At 67.4% G+C, this 17,604-nt stretch carries 12 protein-coding genes; 3 read left to right on the top strand and 9 right to left on the bottom strand.

All coding sequences use genetic code 11. The annotated features are described in order from the left end of the window. Positions 1-32 precede the first annotated feature (32 nt). The 9 genes from ABDK11_RS01790 to ABDK11_RS01830 all read right to left on the bottom strand — a co-directional run bounded on the left by ABDK11_RS01790 (position 33) and on the right by ABDK11_RS01830 (position 11,956). Positions 33-851 (bottom strand): hypothetical protein, encoded by an 819-nt coding sequence (locus tag ABDK11_RS01790; protein WP_346838611.1) that lies wholly within the window; start codon positions 849-851, stop codon positions 33-35. 34 nt (positions 852-885) lie between these two features. Next, positions 886-2,202, bottom strand: a complete 1,317-nt coding sequence (locus ABDK11_RS01795) for an FtsX-like permease family protein (RefSeq protein WP_346838612.1) — start codon at positions 2,200-2,202, stop codon at positions 886-888. A gap of 13 nt (positions 2,203-2,215) precedes the next feature. Beyond that, positions 2,216-4,231: an outer membrane lipoprotein-sorting protein gene (locus ABDK11_RS01800; RefSeq protein ID WP_346838613.1), complete on the bottom strand. Its 2,016-nt coding sequence runs from the start codon at positions 4,229-4,231 to the stop codon at positions 2,216-2,218. Beyond that, positions 4,231-4,971 carry an ABC transporter ATP-binding protein gene (locus ABDK11_RS01805; protein WP_346838614.1) on the bottom strand — a complete coding sequence of 247 codons (741 nt, stop codon included), beginning with the start codon at positions 4,969-4,971 and terminating at the stop codon, positions 4,231-4,233. The genes ABDK11_RS01800 and ABDK11_RS01805 overlap by 1 nt, the downstream gene beginning before the upstream one ends. 69 nt (positions 4,972-5,040) lie before the next feature. Further along, the gene (locus ABDK11_RS01810) at positions 5,041-6,291 is read right to left on the bottom strand and encodes a hypothetical protein (RefSeq protein WP_346838615.1); all 1,251 of its coding nucleotides are present in this window, start codon (positions 6,289-6,291) and stop codon (positions 5,041-5,043) included. After that, positions 6,261-8,051, bottom strand: a complete 1,791-nt coding sequence (locus ABDK11_RS01815; RefSeq protein WP_346838616.1) for a class I adenylate-forming enzyme family protein — start codon at positions 8,049-8,051, stop codon at positions 6,261-6,263. Before ABDK11_RS01815 ends, ABDK11_RS01810 begins: the two co-directional genes overlap by 31 nt. Further along, on the bottom strand, positions 8,048-9,466 hold the full coding sequence (locus ABDK11_RS01820) for a hypothetical protein (protein ID WP_346838617.1): 1,419 nt from the start codon (positions 9,464-9,466) through the stop codon (positions 8,048-8,050). Before ABDK11_RS01820 ends, ABDK11_RS01815 begins: the two co-directional genes overlap by 4 nt. Positions 9,467-9,477: 11 nt before the next feature. Further along, complete coding sequence (locus ABDK11_RS01825; protein WP_346838618.1) at positions 9,478-10,572, bottom strand: SDR family oxidoreductase; 1,095 nt, start codon at positions 10,570-10,572, stop codon at positions 9,478-9,480. Between the two features lie 70 nt (positions 10,573-10,642). Then, positions 10,643-11,956 carry a 3-dehydroquinate synthase II gene (locus ABDK11_RS01830; protein ID WP_346838619.1) on the bottom strand — a complete coding sequence of 438 codons (1,314 nt, stop codon included), beginning with the start codon at positions 11,954-11,956 and terminating at the stop codon, positions 10,643-10,645. A 311-nt stretch (positions 11,957-12,267) separates the two neighbouring features. Between ABDK11_RS01830 and epmB the strand changes: the two genes are divergently transcribed. The 3 genes from epmB to ABDK11_RS01845 all read left to right on the top strand — a co-directional run bounded on the left by epmB (position 12,268) and on the right by ABDK11_RS01845 (position 17,523). Continuing rightward, a complete protein-coding gene (gene epmB / locus ABDK11_RS01835; RefSeq protein WP_346838620.1) occupies positions 12,268-13,290 on the top strand; it encodes an EF-P beta-lysylation protein EpmB in 1,023 nt (340 codons plus the stop codon). A gap of 302 nt (positions 13,291-13,592) precedes the next feature. Beyond that, positions 13,593-15,299 carry a hypothetical protein gene (locus ABDK11_RS01840; protein WP_346838621.1) on the top strand — a complete coding sequence of 569 codons (1,707 nt, stop codon included), beginning with the start codon at positions 13,593-13,595 and terminating at the stop codon, positions 15,297-15,299. A 124-nt stretch (positions 15,300-15,423) separates the two neighbouring features. After that, the gene (locus ABDK11_RS01845; protein ID WP_346838622.1) at positions 15,424-17,523 is read left to right on the top strand and encodes an EAL domain-containing protein; all 2,100 of its coding nucleotides are present in this window, start codon (positions 15,424-15,426) and stop codon (positions 17,521-17,523) included. The last annotated feature ends 81 nt before the right edge of the window (positions 17,524-17,604 follow it).

Below are 17,604 nucleotides of genomic sequence, written 5' to 3' on the forward strand. Positions count from 1 at the left end.
AGCTGCACCGCGCGCAGGGTGTAGCCGTGGCGCTACACGGCCATTTCCGCTTCCCCGCGGGGCACGGTGGCACGGGCCATGCCGATGTCCGCCGCGGTGCCGCTGCGCAACACTTCCAGCAGGCGCCTGAGGGTGCTGGCCGGGTTGGTGCGCTGGAATACGTTGCGACCGACGCAGATACCGCCGGCACCGTGGCGCACGGCCGCGGCGGCCAGATCGAGCAGGGCGCGTTCGTCGGCCAGGGCACCGCCGGCGAACAGCACCGGCGTGTGGCTCTGCACCCCGTCGAGCAGTTCCGGAATTGCATCGAGTGACACCGGCGCTGCCACCTTGAGGGCGTCGACCCCCAGCTCGACGGCGGCGCGCATGAAGTGGCGCATGCGCACCAGCGCCTGGCTGTCGGCCGGTGTCTGGTCGTACACCATGTTCATCACCGGCAGGCCCCAGGCGTGCGCCTCGTCGACCACGCGACCGATCATGCGCAGGTTGTGCGAGGCAGTAGCGGCGGAGAAATTGGTCTGCACTGACACCGCATCGGCACCCAGGCGCACGGCGGCCTCCACGCTGGTGACCCGCTGCTTGAACTCGGGCCGTTCGTCCAGGGTGACCGAGCCGTTGAGGTGGATCACCAGGCCACAGTTGAGGCCACCGCCGAGGCGCTCGGCGAAGCCCTTGTGCAGGACCACGCCGGTGACCACCTCGGCGCTGAGCCAGCGGGTAATGTCTTCGGTGCGGCCGATCCCCGCAATCGGGCCCATGGTCAGGCCGTGGTCCAGCGGGACGACGAGCGCCTTGCCGGATGCGGGATCGACGAAACGCCGCCAGCGGCGCCTGCGTGCCATTTCAGTCATTGCAATCTCTCCTTTCCTTTTGCGAGACGGCGGTTCAGGTGTCGGACAGCACTGCGCGAATCGGTCGTCTCAGTATCTTGCGGGTGGGGATGGCGCTGGCGAAGGCGGCGATCAGCACCACCGAAAGTCCCGCGGCGATATAGGTGGGTATGACCCAGGCCAGGTCGACCGGCACCGCGTTGCTGGAGCCGGGCGGTGTCCACATGATCTGCGCGCGGCGCACGGCCAGCACGATGGCGGCGGCGCCACCGATGCCGAGCAGCGCGGCCGCCAGTGCCAGCCAGCTGTTCTCCAGTGCCGTCAGCGCCAGCACGAAACGGCGCGGGAAGCCGAGGCTGCGCAGCGTGGCGAATTCCCGCGCGCGCTGGGCGAAGTTCATGTAGCTGGCGTTCAGCAGGCTGGTGAAGCCGATGGCGCAGGCGATCAGGGCGATGAAATTGAGGAAGCCACCGAGCACCGCTTTCACCTGCTGGTAGAAGGCGGCGCGGTCCGACCAGCGGAACACCGCCACGTCGTCCAGCCCCTGTGCCTGCAGCGCCGCGCCGATGCGCTCGCGCGCGGCGTCCAGCCCGGCGCCGTCGCGCAGCAGCACGTGGTACTCGCTGACGTCAGTCGTGTTGAGCAGCGCCTGCGCGTCGGCCATCGGCATGACTACCAGGCGGTCGTTAATTTCCTTGATGCCCCAGTCCATGATGCCGGTGGGCTGGGCGCGCACAGCGTTGATCCGCGCCTTGCCGCGGGTGGCGGCGGTCAGCTCCAGTGGGCCCGGCGGGCAGTTGAGCGGGCGCGACGCGGGGGTGTCGCCGGGCTGCAGCGGCGCGAAGCCCACGGTCGGCACGTCGCAGCCGAGAATCGCCGCCAGGCCCTGGCCGAGGATCAGCGGTTGCGCGCGGGTCTCCATCCACAGCGGGGTACCGGCGACCACGTCGTACTCATAGGCGGGTCCCTTGATCTGGCGGATCTGCTGCACGTCCTCGCCGATGCCGGCGAAGATGGTGCTGACCCGTGCATTCGACACCATGCCGGCAATGCGCAGGATGCGGGCGCGGGTAACCACGTCGGGATCCTGTTCCAGCACCTGCTCGATCCGGGCCTGGATATCGCCGGTGAGTGGCCGCTGGCCGGCGCCCTCCACCTGGCGCGCGAGGGGCGACGCAGGACGCTCGATCACCAGGTGGCCGCGGGCGCCCCAGCGCATGAAGGCGTCGCGGATCAGTTCCACATTCGATTGCATATAGCCGGACAACAGGCACAGGGCGAGGATGGAAACCGTCATCACCACAAAGGTGCCGAGGGATTTGCGGCCCTGTCGCCACAGGTTGCGCAGGGACATGCTGAGCAGCAGTTTCATGGTTATGGCTCCTCTACAGGGTCATTAGCGTGTCGACGGTAAACAGACTGTCGGGCGGATCGGCCTGCGACACCTGCGCGTACTCGAGCAGGCTGTAGCGCTCGGGGAAATTCGCGTTGACGATCTTCATGCGCGAGACGAACGGCTGTTTGCGGCCGTCCACGTCGACCCGGTTGCCGTACTCGAAGTAGGCCACCTTGAAAGGCATGCCACTGGCGGTCAGAAACTCCGCCTTGATGCCCAGGCGCGTGCGCTGGTCCAGGTAGTAGATGATCGATTCGTAGGTGGCGCCGTCGGTGGCCGCGGTCAGCTTGAGCTTGTCGCAGGGGGTGCCGTCGACGGTTTCTGTGCCCAGGTACGCGGGGGTGTAGTCGCGCGCGTACTGGGTCGCGGCGATATCACCGTTGGCGGCCTCGCCGACCAGGCGCTGCTGCGGGCTGATACTGACCGGCTTGCGCAGGCCCGGCTTGGCGTACCACATGGCGCGCGACGCGATCAGGATTTTCTCCCCGCGGTAGCGGCGCGGCGCGGTGGTCATGGCCAGGGCGCGGCCGTTGCGCACGGCGATGTCGTAGCGGGTATCGGTGGCACCGGCCGGGTCCTCGGTGCGGATATGCAGTTTCCACTTGTAGCTGCCCCAGCCACCGCGGGCCAGGTCCGCCTCGCGCAGCCAGTGGTGCAGGGTGTCGGCGTCCGGCGCGGTTGCGGCCGGCTCTGCGCCGGGGGATTCGGCACTGGCCGGGGGCGCGGGCAGCAGTCCCAGCGCCAGTAGCAGACTGGCGGCGGAGGCCAGCATGCGGGTCAGGGGCACACCGCGGCGGCCCGGGCGCACCTCGCCGCCAACGCGTTTGCGCGCGCTGAGCAGGGCACCCAGCGCAATGCCGAGACCGGCGCAGCCGATCGCCACCAGCGCCCACAGCGGCGGCAGTTGCAAGGCCAGCGGTGCCGATTCGGCGATGCGCGGCAGCCGGGTTTCGACCCCGGCGGCGCGCAGGGCGAAATTCACTGCGTAGGCGATGCTGGTCGCGACCACCGCCGCGGCCAGTGTGGTGAGCAGGCTCTCGCGCAGGAAGACCCCGGCGATGCGCCCGCGGCCAAAGCCCATGGCGCGGAGCATGCCGATCTCGCGGGTGCGGTCGGCGACATTCATTGCCACGGTGTGCTGGATGGTGGTCAGGGCGATGGCGAAGACGACGGTACCGGTAAACGCGAACACCATTTTGAAAAAGCCCATAAAGCTGGTGTAGAGCTGGCCGATCTGCGGGTTATTCCACGTGGTGACCTCGAAGCGGCCCGGTGCGCGTTCCTCCAGGGCGGCGGCGAGGCGCGCGCGGAAGGCGCCGCTGTGGGCGCGATCGTCTAGTTGCACCAGCACGCGCGAGACCGCATCGGTGTCATAGAGCGACTGCAACAGTGCCAGCGGTGCCTTCAGTCCCTTGTCCTCGATCGCCTCGATCCCGGTGGAGAAATCTCCGGCCAGCGGCGCCTCGATCGCGTTCATGCGGTTGGCATAGGACGCGCTGAACAGCTGCAGCGCGCTGCCTTTCTGCGGATAGCCGAGCAGGTCCTGCAGCTGGGTGGTGAGCAGCAGGCCGTCGTCCGGCAGTGGCGCCGGCGGTGCCAGCGGGCTGGCTGCCTGCAGCGCCCGTTCGAACTCCGGGTCGACACCGCGCGCGAGGAACACCGCACTCGCGTCGCCGGCCTGCACCATTCCCACACCCATCAGCTGGTCGGATGCGCGCAGGAAGTGCGGCAGCCCGGCGGCGGTAGCGTGAATCAGCTGCTGGTCACTGCGATCCAGCGAGTACCTGGCCGGGTTGGCGGCCAGCTGTGCGGGTCCGTCCTTGCGGTAAATCTGCACATGGGCGTTGGCGTCGCGGTAGATGACCACGGACGCCAGCGAATTCTCGACGAGGCGGATATAGCCGAGAAACATCAGCACGGCGAACAGGCCGGCGCTCACGGCGATCACCGTGGCGATGGTGCGGCGCCGGTCGCGGTACAGATTGCGGAATGCCAGGGCCCACATCACGCCACCTCGCTGTCGCCGGTGGCCGGGGCGGCGCGCTTGGCGCCGGCGCTCTGCGCAGTTTCCGCGGCCGCCGTCAGGCGACCGTCGCGCAGCTCCACGACGCGGTCGACGTGCGCCAGCAGGCGCTGGTCGTGGGTCGAGAACACGAAGGTAGCGCGCTGTTCCCGGTTGAGCTTTTTCATCAACTCGACCAGCGACAGGGCGCTGGCGCTATCGAGACTGGCAGTGGGCTCATCGGCGAGGATCAGCTTCGGCTCGGTGACCAGCGCGCGGGCCACTGCGACCCGCTGGCGCTGACCGCCGGAGAGCTGGTCGGGGCGGAAATCGGCGAAGCGCGTCAGGCCCACCGCCTCCAGCGCCGCGCGCGCGCGGCGGTCCATTTCCACTGCGGGCAGCCGGTGCAGGTGCAGCGGCAGGGCGACGTTCTCCAGTGCCGTCAATACCGGCACCAGGTTGAAGTTCTGGAAGATGATGCCGTAGGTGCGGCTGCGCAGCTGGTCCAGCGCCTTGTCTTCGAGCTGGCTCACCGGTTGGCCGAGCACGCGGATCTCGCCGGAACTGGCGTAGTCCAGGCAGCCGATCAGGTTCAGCATGGTGGTCTTGCCGCTGCCGCTGGGGCCGGTCAGGGCGACGAAGTCGCCCTCGCAGACGGTGAAATCGACCTGGTCGAGGGCGCTCACCTCCACCTCGCCAAGCCGGTAGTGTTTACTGACGGATTCGAATTCGACCAGGTTCATCGGTTTTCTCCTTGTTTCTCATCTCTCAGTGCCGCCGGCGGGTGGCTGAATAACCCTTTGCCCGGCCGCTCAAAAAAACGCATCCAGGGCCAGGTAGGCGCTGCGGGTCACCGGCTGGCTCATCTCCAGCGCGGCGTCGGCGCGGTTGTTCGACAGCCCCAGGTACACCGTGGTGGTATCGCTGGGGCTGAAGGACAGCTCGGCAAAAGCGCTGCTGCTGGGCCGGTCGAGGCCCTGCAGCAGGCGCGCAGTCAGGCCCCAGCGGCGGTCGCCGAACAGCTTTGGCCAGGTGCCCTGCAGTAGCGCGTAGCGCGACTGTACGAACGGGTGCAGGGGTCGGTTGCGCGACGGTCCGCGCCCCGCCGACGGGTACGCCGCCAGCAGTGGATTGCGCCATTCCGTCTCGCTCAGTGCGTAGCCGTTGTAGATCAGCTCCAGGCCGATCTCGGCGCCGGAGGCGGCGCCGTAGCGCAGGTTGGCGACGCCATCCCAGTGCCAGTGCGCGCGGTTCTGTGCCAGTGGCGCCGCGCTACCGTCGCCTTCGGCGTAACCGCGCGAGGCGGCCGCCTCGGCGCCGAAGGTCCAGGCGTCACCGAGGCCGTGCTGGAAATAACCGCCGACGTAGGGGCGGAAGCCGCCACCGCCGCCGGCCACGGTGCCGACCGTAGTGATCTGTCCCTCGACCCAGTTCCACTCGGCGCGGGCCAGGCCAAAACCGCCGCCGCTGTCGATACCCGCCACCTCGTCGAGGCGCGGGTCGGCCAGCAGCAGGCTGGCGCGCCCGTGCGCGGACAGGTCGGCGCTGGCAAAGGCCATCGGCTTGCCGGGAATATCCCGCCGCGGCGTGACTGCGCCGTTGTCCGGGAACAGGCGGTTGGTGGGGCTGTACAGCAGTGACGGGCCCCAACCCACCAGGCGCTTGCCCGCGCCGATGCGGCGGCCGCTGCCCAGGTCGTGCAGCACATAGCCCTCGGCGAGCCAGTCCGGTTGCGGATCCGGCAGCGACGCCGGGCGGTCGCCGCTGGCCGCGGCCAGCCGCGGTTTGAGCACCAGGCGGGTGTCGTCGCAGGGTGCCGCGCTGCAGCGCAGCTGCAGGTCGAGGCGCAACTCGGCGGCGCTGCGGTCGGCACTGCCGCCGCCCAGCGGCGCGAACAACTGCTGTTGCTCGCGGATCAGTTGCAGGGTCCACTCGCTGTCGCTGCTCCAGCGGCTGTCCGCTGACTGGGTGGCAAAGGCCCAGTCGTCAGCGGCCGTCGGCGCGGCGGCGAACACTGCCAGCAGGGCGGCGCTCAGGCCGGTTGCAGGGCGCGGATTTCGCATGGGGCACTCTCGCGGTCGTCGGCTTGGCGCTGCCCGGGGCACTGCAGCAGCTGGTTGTATTGCTCGCGCAGGCGGCGCTTGAGGGTCTTGCCGGTGGCGCCCATGGGAAACGCCTGCCAGTCGAGCAGCCACAGGTGGGCCAGTTGCTGCGCTTCCGGCAGTTGTCGATTCAACTCGCGGCGCAGCGTCTCGACATCGGCGATGCGCGCGCCACGGCGCGGCGCTACCACTGCGGCCGGCACCTCCCGCGCACCGCTGCGCGGGCGCACGCCAAACACACTGGTATCCAGTACCGCCGGGTGTTTCAGCACTGTCTCTTCGAGCGGCAGCGTGTAGACCGGGCCGCTGGCGGTGTGCATCACGTCCACCTCGCGGTCCAGGTGCACCACTTCGCCGTCGTCGCCGAGGCGCACCAGGTCGCCGGTGAACCACCAGCCGTCGCGGGTGCTGGAGTAGAAGACGTCGTGGGCGTTCCAGTAACCGCCGAACATACTGATGCCGCGGATCATCAGGCGGCCCACTTCGCCCCGGGGTACCGGGTTGCCGGCCGCGTCGGCGATCCTGATTTGCGGCCCCAGCGGTGTGCGGCGACCGACACGGCGCGCGAAGTTTTTCGTCCACGGGGTGGCGATGCGCAGCAGTGCGGCAATGCCCACTTCACTGGAACCGAGGCCGTCGACAAACAGCGAGCCGCGCACGGGAATGCCGAGGCGCTTGAAGAAGGAGCCGTGCGGCAGGAAGGCGCGCTGCTGCACCTCGTGGCTGGCGTCGGCCGTGGTACCCCAGATGCGCAGGCTGTCCAGGTCGAGGTCGGTGGCGCCGGCCTCGATCAGGCGGGTGTAGGTAACCGGAAAACTGAAAAACACCGTCGGTTTGCGCCGCTGCAGCAGCTGCATCAGGTCCGCTGCCGCTAGTTCGCTGTCGACGATGCAGCGCACGCCCATCAGCAGCACGCCGTGCAGGTACAGGTGGGATACCTGGTGGTTCAGCGGCAGTGCAAAACAGGCCAGGTCGCGGGTGGAGACCGGGTTGAACAGCACGATGGAGCGCAGCGACTGGGCAATGCCCTGCTGCTTCAGGATCACCCCCTTGGGCACGCCGGTGGTGCCGGAGGTGTGCACTATGTACAGCGGGTCGGCGCCGCCGCGGCTGCGCACCGGTGCCGGCGACAGTTCCCGTGTCAGCAGCTCGGCGAGACTGTGCAGCCAGGGCGGCGCGCTGGCGCCGTGCAGCGGTGCATCGGCCAGTACCACCTGTTCCAGCGTGGTGACGGGGCGCTCGCCATCCGCGGTGGCGAGCTTGCGCCAGCCGCCGTTGTCAGTGATCAGCAGCCGCGCGCCCATGCGCTCGATATAGCCGGCGGCGATTTCCGGCGCGACATTGCCGTTGATCGGCACGGCGATGGCGCCGATACGCAGCGCCGCCACCGAGAACAGGAAATAGTCGAACTGGTTGGCTTTGTAGATTGCCACCCGATCGCCTTCGTTGATCCCGAGTTGGTGCCAGCAGGCGGACAGGCGCTTGGCCATGGCCAGCAGCTGCGGTGCGCTCCACTGCTGTTCCGTGTGCCACGCAAGCGGCTGGGCCAATTCAATCAGTTTGCGCTCGCCGTGGCGGCGCGCGGCAAATTCCAGTGCGCGATCGACGCGGTCATCCCAGCCGGCGAGCAGCGCCAGGCGGCCGATATAGCCGAGGCGGGCACCGGCAAACAGCAGGTAGCCGAATAGCGCGAGGGCGAGTGCGATCAGTGCGTAGCTCATGACAGCTTCAACTCCGGGCTGGATTCCATCTCGGCCAGCAGTCGCCACAGGGCCTTCAGGTAGGGCGCGGCAAACTGGCGGTGGATATCGGTAAAAGCCGCGCGGCGGTAGACCAGGTCGAGTTGCATGCGGCCGTTGACGGTGGGGGTGTAGAGAATGAAATCGTAGGGCGGCACCAGGCAGCCGAAGCCGACGTAACTCTGCGTGGTGTGCTCGGGCGAGCCGAAACTGGTGAAGTCCTCGGCGATACGTCCGGGATTCGAGTAGCAGGCGTTGGTGCCCTGGCAGCGGTTCAGCAGGCGACGCGCGAGACCGCGCAGCGGACGCAGGCGCAGCAGCGGCAGCAGCGCCTCGAGCCGACCGAGCTCGGTGCCGATTCCGCGCTCGCCGCGCGCGCTGGCCACGGCGCCGTGCACACTGCGCAGCAGCGCCGCACAGCTCTGGCCCCTGCGCAGGCGGATGTTGCTGGGGACCAGGTAGTTGCGGAAACTGCGGTCGTAACGGGGCTCGATCAGGCGTCGCAGGCTCACCGCACAGGTGATGCGTAACTGCCCGCGGCCAATGCCGTCGCTGTGTTCCATCAGTCGCGCCAGCGCCGCGCACAGCACGGTATTGACGGTGACGCCCGCAGCCCGCGCGGCGCCGCCGAGGCGCTGCTCCAGTTCGCGCGGCATCAGGCTCTGGAAGAAATCCAGCTGGCCGACCGCCGGATTGCCGGCGCCGGTCTCCCAGCGCTGGCCGCCAAGGCCGGTGGCCAGGCCGCTGTCGCGATGCAGCAGGTCGCCGACAACACTGGTGCAGGCGCGCAGCCAGCGCAGTGCGCGCGGCAGTGGCCGGTACCACTCGGGGCGGATCTGGGGCAGCGGCGCAAACGGCAGTTTGCCGACCGATGCGCGCGCGCCCGGCACGCCGCTGAGGTGCGCGTACTGGTCGATGATGGCGCGCAGTATCAGGCAGTCGCTGCGCGCGTCGGCGACACCGTGGTGGCTGCTCAGGTAGACACAGGAATTGTGTCCGCCGGCGCCGCTTACCAGCAGCAGTTGCAGCGGCGGCCGCGCGCGCCAGGTGAGGCGGTGCGCGCTGCTGAAATCCATCAGCAGGTGGCGAAAGCTGGGATCGTTGAAATCACAGGGGGCGGCGTAGTCGCGCTGCGCCACCCAGCGGTGGGCAGCGGTGCCGCGCCGGCGCAGCTGGCCGCCGACAGGGTCTGTGTGTAGCAGCGGGATCTGTGCCGCTGCGCGCTGGACGCTCTGCTCCAGCAGTTCGGGGTCCAGGCGCCCGCTGACGATCACAATCTGGTTGGTGTTGACATTGGCCATCTCGCCGAGGTGCACGAAGACCTCGGCCAGGGCGTCCAGCGGCTGCGCGCTGCCGCGCGCCACGTCGGTCGGAGCTGGGGAAGTTAGCGCAGTCACCGGGGCCTCCCTCAACCTGCCTCGACGGCGCGCGGTTCGCGCTGGGGCGCGACCTCGCCGGCGTACCAGCGGCACAGGGCGTGCACCTGCTCGCGGCTCAGCGGTTCCAGCGGCCGGGGCTGGTTGGTGGCCGCATCGAGACGGGTGCGCTCGAACTGCCACTCGGTGAGCGCGAAGGGGCGGTTGGCGCCCACCGCGCGGTCGAATTTCTGTTCCAGCGAGGTGGCCGGCGCACCGAGGCGGGTTTTGACATTGGCCACCTGGCCCCAGATGTGCACCAGCTCCTGCATCGCCACGCCGGTGCCGCCGGCGCTGTGGAAGACCTCGAAGCCGGTGCCCGCATCGGCGCGCAGGGTCAGCGAGCAGGCGTCGCTGGCGAGCCGGTCGATCGGCACCAGATCCGGGCGGGTGTGCGGCAACAAGTCGACGGTCAGTTCGCGGTGGCCGGCGCGGGCGATGGCGAGTACCGCATCCTGGAACATGTAAAAGCCGAAGCCGTTGCGGTGTGTCCAGCCGGTTTGACTGTGGCCGACGACTACAGTGGGGCGGAACACAGACACCGGCAGCTGGTGGCGCTGGTGCAGCAGGTGCAGGGACTGTTCGGCGCTCCACTTGGTCACCTGGTAGGTGTTGACCATGTGGCTCTGCGCATGCAGCTGCTCGGGCACCGGGCCACCTGCCATGCCGGCGACATAGGCGGTGGAAACATAGTAGAAACGGCGGCAGCTGGGCGCGCGCTGCGCGACCGTATGGTAGAGGCGCGCGGTGGTGCCGACGTTGGTGCCGAAGGATTGCGCCAGCTTGTGGGCGGAATAGCTCATTTCCGCGGCGACATGCCAGACCTCGGTGATGTCGGCCAGCGCCGCGTCGGACAGCCCGTTCTCCAGTTCGGCGAAATCGATATTGACGACGCGCAGGTGTTGTTTCACGGCGCCGCTGATGTCCAGGCCGCAGCCGTGCGCGGCGCTCAGGACCGCGTTCAGGGTGCGCACACCGTCCGGGTCGTTGCGCGATACCGCGGTGACGCCGGCGCCACGCGCGAGCAGGTTGGCCGCCAGGGCGCTGCCGACGAAACCGGTGGCGCCGGTGATCAGTATCTGATGCACTTCCACTCTCCTTTTGTGGTTGATGGCATAGCGGCGGGCGGCGTTGTGTGCCGCCCGCGGGTGGCAGGAATCAAAGCTCGATGATGTGCTCGTCCACCTTCACGCCCACGTGGCGGCCGGGCTCGGTGCCGAAGCCGAGTACGCGATCGCCCGGTTTCAGCTCGGTCACGTTGCGCGGCATGGCCTTGTCGGAGAAGACCCGTACATGCCAGTCGTCCTGCATGATGATGTTGACCTTGCGGTTGTCCGGGAATGAGGCCTCGATCAGCAGCAGCGGGCGGATTTCGGTTTTGGTGCGGCCCACGTATACCTGGCGGGTCTCGCCGCGGGCATTGACGGTGGTCAGCCGGCTGCCGGCGCGCAGCTCGCTGATGTAGCTGGTGCGGTCGTTGCTCTGGAACACGTAGCTGTGCACCGAGGCGGCGTTGATGCGGAACGGGCGCAGCTCCATGTACGGCAGGTGGAAGACTTCCGGGCAGCAGAGGAGGCCGCCGGTGGAGGTGGAGCCGACGAGGATGCCCTCATCGGGATTGAACATGTGGGTGGTGTCGATACAGGCGCGGTAGCCCAGGCCGAGGTGGGTGATGCGGTCGATGGTGCCCACCTGGATATCGATTTTGGGGGAACTCTGCGTATCCATCTTGCTGGCAAAATGGTCGAACTGTTCCATGGTGGTGAAGGCCGCGAGGACACCATCGCTGCCCAGTTCCAGCACGCCGAGGGCGATGACGGCATCGTCCGCATCCTGGTGGACTTCCTTCAGCAGTACCGTGTTGGTTGTGTGCAGTTCGGCAATGACCAGTTCCAGCGGAATGTTGGTCGGGTCCTTGAAGGACACCATCAGGTGGTCGTAGTGCATACCCTGATGGAAGGAGGCGTGCAGGCTCGCGGCATTGTCGACATGCATGCGCAGGCTGGTGCGATAGCCGGCGTCCCGGGCGCTGGTGAGGACATCGGTGCTGTAGCTGGAGATCACGGTGATGCGTTTCCGGCCGGCGTCGCTGTCGAGCAGCTCGGCCATTTTCTGCCACTCGTCGCGGTTCTCCAGGTGCAGCACCCGCTGCAGGCGCGGTGAGATACGCTGGTCCAGGGATTCCAGGTTGTCCGCATAGAGCACCACGCCGTTGTAGCGGCCCTGGCCGAGGCGCTGCACAATCGCGTTGCAGTCTTCGCTGTCGAGGGTCGCGAGTACGCGGGAGTCATACCAGAGCACGTGTTCGCGGTTGTCCGGCACCTCGGTGGTGGCGGGGAAGAGCGCGGTGTTACTCGGTGGCACCGGCTCCAGCGGCGTGGTGGGTTCACGCTGGCCCGCAGCCGGTTGCGCGGCAGTTGGCTTGTGTGCGTTTTTTTTCGCAGCCGGGCGTTTGCTCTGAACTTGTTCCATGGTTTCCTGGCTCACTGATTGAATGGTTTACAGGTGATTAGCGGGTAGTGCCGCGCGCGGCGGCGCTGCCGGGAAGCGCTGCGGGAGACGGGAGAAAAACCGCTGAAATCCTTCCGTCGCCGACTTCCCTGTGTGCGGCTGGATGGCCGCTGACAACGCTGTGCAGCCTATGATTGGCGGTAGCGGGCGTCACCTAGCAGATCTGTTAGGTTCGGGGCGGGGGCACATTTGTTAGCGGGGGGGCGGGTGTGCAAAAAACCACCACCCAATCGGCTTTCTGGTACAATCCGCGCTTTTCGCTCAGAAGGCCTATGACAGAGGATTTAGCGGTCACCGAACTGCCGCTGCGCGATGGCGCAAGCCGTCGCTGGCAGGAGGAAATGGCCGATCTGGTTACCGACCCGCGCGAGCTGCTGGCGCATCTGCAGCTGGACCCGGCGCAGCTGCCCCAGGCGCTCGACGCCGCGGGGGCATTTGCGCTGCGGGTGCCGCGCCCCTTTCTCAACCGCATCCGCCCCGGCGATCCGCGCGACCCGCTGTTGCTGCAGGTACTGCCGGGTGCACCGGAACTGGCGCCGCGCGCCGGATTCAGCGCCGACCCGCTCGAGGAGCGCGACGCCAACCCGGTGCCCGGTGTCGTCCACAAGTACCGCGGCCGCCTGTTGCTGATCGCCGCCGGCCAGTGCGCGGTCAATTGCCGCTACTGTTTCCGCCGCGCCTTTCCCTATGGCGATAACCATTTGAACCGCAGCCAGTGGCAGGCGGCGCTGGACTATATCCGTGCCCGCAGCGAACTGCGCGAGGTGATCCTGAGTGGCGGCGATCCGCTGGTGCTCGGGGACCGCCAGTTGGCCTGGCTGGCGGGCGAGCTGGCGGCGATACCGCAGCTGGACAAGCTGAGGGTGCACAGCCGCCTGCCGATCGTGGCGCCGAGCCGGATTACCGAAGAGCTGCTGGAATGGTTTAGCGGTGGGCGCCTGAAGCCGGTTCTGGTGCTGCACTGCAATCACGCCAACGAGATCGACGCCGAGGTGCGCGCGGCGCTGGCGCGGCTGCGCGCTGCCGGCGTCACGTTGCTGAATCAGGCGGTGCTGCTGCGCGGGGTCAACGACAGCACTGCGGCCCTCGAGCAACTCAGCGAAACGCTGTTTGACGCCGGCGTGCTGCCGTATTACCTGCACCAGCTGGACCGGGTGCAGGGGGCCGCGCATTTCGAGGTGCAAGACAGCAGCGCGTTGGCCCTGGTGGAACAGCTGCGCCAGCGCTTGCCCGGTTACCTGATTCCCAAGCTGGTACGAGAAGTACCAGGTAAGGCGTCCAAAACCCCCCTTTAGGGCTATATTGCGCTACCTTTTGTCAATCTCTTCGAATAGTTCTGCTGCTGTTTGCGCGTTACATCACAAAATTGGCGCCATTTTCATCGCGTAAGGCTTGTTCGGAAAAAATAGACCTTCTTATACTGCAGTGACGTCATCGACCGGACAGGGACGGCTCGGACGGTGACGCGGAGCAGTAGCCAATCGGCTGTACTCCGGTTCCCGGTGGCTTTCGGTATCGCCGCCTCAACGCAGGAACCGCACAAGCGGTCGGTGGCGCTGCGAGCGACCACCGGATTGACACAGGATGTTGAATCGCCATGCAGGATGCTGTCTCTGAATCCTCCACCCAACAGCGGCTCCCGGCGCAGGGGGATCCCCTTGCCGCGCTCGAGCTGCCCGCGCTCACCCTGGATAACCTCAGTTGTGAGTGTCATCACGAACGCCAGCTGACCAGCTGGCTGGAAAACACCCAGTTGCACCCCTACTGCCCCGCCGACCAGCCGCGCCTGGTCGGCATGCTGCAGGGCATGATTGAAGAGCTGGCCCACTGGAACGCACCCGCGAGCCGGCGGTTACCGATGCTGGAACTGCTGCGCGAATACGCCCTCGCGTGCGTCGATGCCCTGGCACTGCAGCGCGCCACGCTGGCGCGCGCGCAGACCGCCGAGTTGCGCAAGGCGGTGCACCTGGCGCTGCAGCTGTTGCAGCAGCTGGCCGCAGCCTACGCCGGTGTCGCCGCGCAGAGCAGTCGCGAGGCGGGATTGGGGGTGCTGGTGCGCCGCCGCACGGCACTGGCCCTGCAGCGGGGCATCGACAGCCTGCGGCGTCAGGTGCGTATTACCGCACTGTTCGGCCTGGCGCCGGAGGCGCATTGCTGGCGGGACATGCAGTTGCTGTTGCAGTTCGCGCGGCTGCAGCGTCTCGATGCGAAGAAGGTCCCGGATGCATTGCACCCGCAGCGGCGCGACAGCGCCGCCGGTGCCTATCTGCAGGCGGCGCTGTTTACCAGCGCCAATCCCGCCCAGTTTGACAGCGGCCAGCAGGAGCAACTGTGGAGCCACACCGGTCACTGGGCGAAGGCGGCGACGATCGCCGATCGCTACACTGAAATGGCCGACGGCCTGCTCGCCAGCCTGGCCCTGGACCAGCCGCCGGTGCCGGGTAATCGCCTCGGCAGCTGCAAGGTCGACCTGCGCCACTTCAGCGCCCCGCGCGGCTGGAAGGTCGAGTTGGGCGGTGTACTGGCGGTGCTGGAAAAGCTGCGCCAGCGCAGCGACGATGTATTGCTGCAGGCGGTGCAGCGGGTATGGGGCGCGCGTGGCGGTCGCGCCGTGCGGCGCTCCCCGGTCGAGCAGCAGTGCGATATCGCCATTGGTATCGGTGCGATCAGTTTCCATCTCGGTGGTGCGCGCACCCAGCTGCCCGACGGCTTCATCAGCGGTTCCAGTATGCATGGTGACCATCTGTGCCTGGACGTGGACTCGGTGGACTTCGCGTCCGGGCGCACGGTCAACGAGTACGACGTCAGGCTGCCGGATGCGCCGTCCCTGAAACGCGATAAGCGCGATGCGCCGCGTCCCGACCGCCGTTACGCGCTGGAGCGGGTCAATGTGCTGAACAGTAGTGCGCACGGCGCCGGCCTGAGCCTGCCGCCCGCGATCGGTGAGCGGCTGCGCGTGGGCGAGCTGGTGGCGATTCGCCTGCGCGAGCACTGGCGGGTGGCGGTGGTGCGCTGGGAGTTCGCGTTGCCGGATCACTGCCGCGCCGGTGTGGAAGTGCTGGCCGCCGACGCCCTGCCGGTGCAGGTGCAGCGCCATACCAGCGCCGGCCAGCTATCCGCTCCGCTGGCGGCGCTGTGGTTGCAGGAAGAGGGCGCGGACAGCAATCGATCGCTGATTCTGCCGGTGCCGCTGTTCAAATGTTACGACACGGTGGAGTTACTGTCGGGCAGCCAGACCTACCCGGTGACGCTGCAGCGCCAGCTGCTCGCTACCGGTAGCTTCGCCCGCTTTGAATTTGTGTGAAGTGGGTCGCCCCGGCAACGTCGCCCCGCTCTTGTAAGTAACCGCTACCGCGCCCTAAACTTATGACCCTTTCGCACCGCCGGAGCTCCGGGGGCGACGCGGCTGTGCCGCGGCAGTAGGTATCATGAGCAAAATAATGAGCAGCAACGAAACCATCCGACTCCTTTTGATTCACGACACGCCCTCTGAGGCCCAGCGCCTGGTAAGCATGCTGCACAACGCCGGCCGCCCCAATCGCGCCCAGCACGTGTCCAGCGAAGCCGCGCTGGCGAAGCTGCTGCAGGACAAGACCTGGGACCTGCTGATCGCCGCTGATGGCAGCAGGCAGGTGCCGCCGGCGGTGGCGCTGCGCACCATCAGCAAGATGCAGAAAGACGTGCCGGTGGTCCTGCTCAGCGAACGCAGCAGCGCCCAGGCGGTGGTGGAAGGGCTCAAGCTCGGTGCCCGTGACGTGGTGACGGTGGACGAGGACCAGCACCTGCTGCTGGTGATTCAGCGCGAGATGCTGTCGCTGGCCAACCGCCGCACCGCGCGCCTGCACGACCGCCGCTATCACGCCACGCTGCAGCGCGCCAAGGAATTGCTCGACAGCTCCAAGGACGCCATCGCCTATGTCTCCGACGGCCTGATCGTCTATGCCAACGACTCCTTCGCCGAGCGCTTCGGCTACCAGAGCAACGACGACATCGAATACCAGCCGCTGATCGATATGCTCACCGAGGGTGAGCACGAAGACGCGCGGGCATTCCTCAAGCAGTGCGCGATCGACAACAACGAGGTGGAGGCGCAGGAGTGGAAGTTTACCGCCAAGACTGCCACCGGCGCGCCGCTGCCGACCCGGGCCGAAGTACTGTCCACCGTCTACGACGACGAGCGCTGCCTGCAGGTGCGTATTGCCGCGCGCAGCGGCGACACCGAACAGCTGGAGGCGCAGATCAGCGATATCAAGAACCGCGATCCGCTCACCGGCCTCTACAACCGCCAGTACTTCCTGCAGCTGCTCGACAAGGCGATCAAGTCTACTGCCGGCACCCAGCGCACCGGTGGCCTGATGTATATCGAGGTGGACCGCTTCGAGGAGACGGTACACAAAGCGGTGGGCGTCGCCGGCGCGGACGCGCTGCAGAAGAAACTGGCGGAACTGCTGCAGTCCAGCCTGCGCCGCGGCGACGTGCTGGCCCGCTACAGTGACGAGAGCTTCTGCCTGCTGTTGCCGGACACCACCCCGGACAGTGCCGAACACCGCACCAAAGAGTTGCTGAAGAAAATTACCGACACCATTTTCGACGCCGCGGGCAAGACGCTGCAGATCACCGCATCCGCGGGTATCTCGCTGCTCAGCGAAGCCTCCGGCGCGGCGCAGAAAGTGCTCGACCAGGCCCTGCATGCCCACGACCAGGCGCAGCAGAAGAGCGGCAGCGGCGGCGGTCTGGCCCTCTACGAGCCGGACACCGACCAGCAGGATGACGCCGACACCTATCGCCGTGCGCGGGTGGCACAGGCTCTCGAGGCCGGCAAGCTGAAGCTGCTGTACCAGCCGACCCTGAGCCTGCAGGGCAGCGGCGAGCAGCTCTACGAAGTGCTGGTGCGCCTGGTCGACGGCAAGGAAGAGCTGGCCCCGGTGGCTTTCCTCGAGGCACTCGGCGACGACACCCTGGCCACCAAGATGGACCGCTGGGTTATCCTCAACGCGATCAAGGCGGCCGCGGCCCAGCGCGCCAAGAGCAAAGACGTCTCGCTGCTGCTGCACCTCACCGCCGCCTCGCTGCTCGATAGCGGCCTGCCGGGGTGGCTGGGCGTGGCCTTCAAGGCGGCCAAGGTGCCGCCCAAGGCGGTCGCCTTCCAGCTGCGCCAGGAGGACATCAACAGCAACCTGCACGCCGCGCGGGATTTCACCAAGCAGCTGCAGGAGCTCGGCTGCCGTGTCGTTGTTTGCCACTTCGGCACCGGCCTCAACCCGTTCAAATCCCTCGAACACGTCAAGGTGGATATGGCCAAGGTGCACCCGTCGTTCGTCCACGAGATTCAGGACGAGGGCGAGAGCAGCGAGACCCTCGCCAACCTGGTCCAGCAGCTGGGTCAGGCCGATACCAAGGTCATCGTGCCGCATATCGAGCAGGCCAGCATGCTGCCGACCCTGTGGCAGACCGGCACCGATTACATCCAGGGCTACTACGTTCAGGGCCCGGGTGAAGAAATGAATTTCGACTTCAGCCTCGACTGATCCCTATCCCTGCGGACACGGACGTCCGCCGCATCATCCGCCTTGCTCCCCCTGCCGCCCGGCAATTCCATTGGCTAAATG

The organism is Microbulbifer sp. SAOS-129_SWC, assembly GCF_039696035.1.
In the GTDB taxonomy this organism is placed as follows: domain Bacteria; phylum Pseudomonadota; class Gammaproteobacteria; order Pseudomonadales; family Cellvibrionaceae; genus Microbulbifer.

Coding starts and splice junctions, on each gene's coding strand:
- ABDK11_RS01790 (WP_346838611.1), bottom strand. CDS start 851: ATGACTGAAATGGCACGCAGGCGCCGCTGGCGGCGTTTCGTCGATCCC.
- ABDK11_RS01795 (WP_346838612.1), bottom strand. CDS start 2,202: ATGAAACTGCTGCTCAGCATGTCCCTGCGCAACCTGTGGCGACAGGGC.
- ABDK11_RS01800 (WP_346838613.1), bottom strand. CDS start 4,231: ATGTGGGCCCTGGCATTCCGCAATCTGTACCGCGACCGGCGCCGCACC.
- ABDK11_RS01805 (WP_346838614.1), bottom strand. CDS start 4,971: ATGAACCTGGTCGAATTCGAATCCGTCAGTAAACACTACCGGCTTGGC.
- ABDK11_RS01810 (WP_346838615.1), bottom strand. CDS start 6,291: ATGCGAAATCCGCGCCCTGCAACCGGCCTGAGCGCCGCCCTGCTGGCA.
- ABDK11_RS01815 (WP_346838616.1), bottom strand. CDS start 8,051: ATGAGCTACGCACTGATCGCACTCGCCCTCGCGCTATTCGGCTACCTG.
- ABDK11_RS01830 (WP_346838619.1), bottom strand. CDS start 11,956: ATGGAACAAGTTCAGAGCAAACGCCCGGCTGCGAAAAAAAACGCACAC.
- epmB (WP_346838620.1), top strand. CDS start 12,268: ATGACAGAGGATTTAGCGGTCACCGAACTGCCGCTGCGCGATGGCGCA.
- ABDK11_RS01840 (WP_346838621.1), top strand. CDS start 13,593: ATGCAGGATGCTGTCTCTGAATCCTCCACCCAACAGCGGCTCCCGGCG.
- ABDK11_RS01845 (WP_346838622.1), top strand. CDS start 15,424: ATGAGCAAAATAATGAGCAGCAACGAAACCATCCGACTCCTTTTGATT.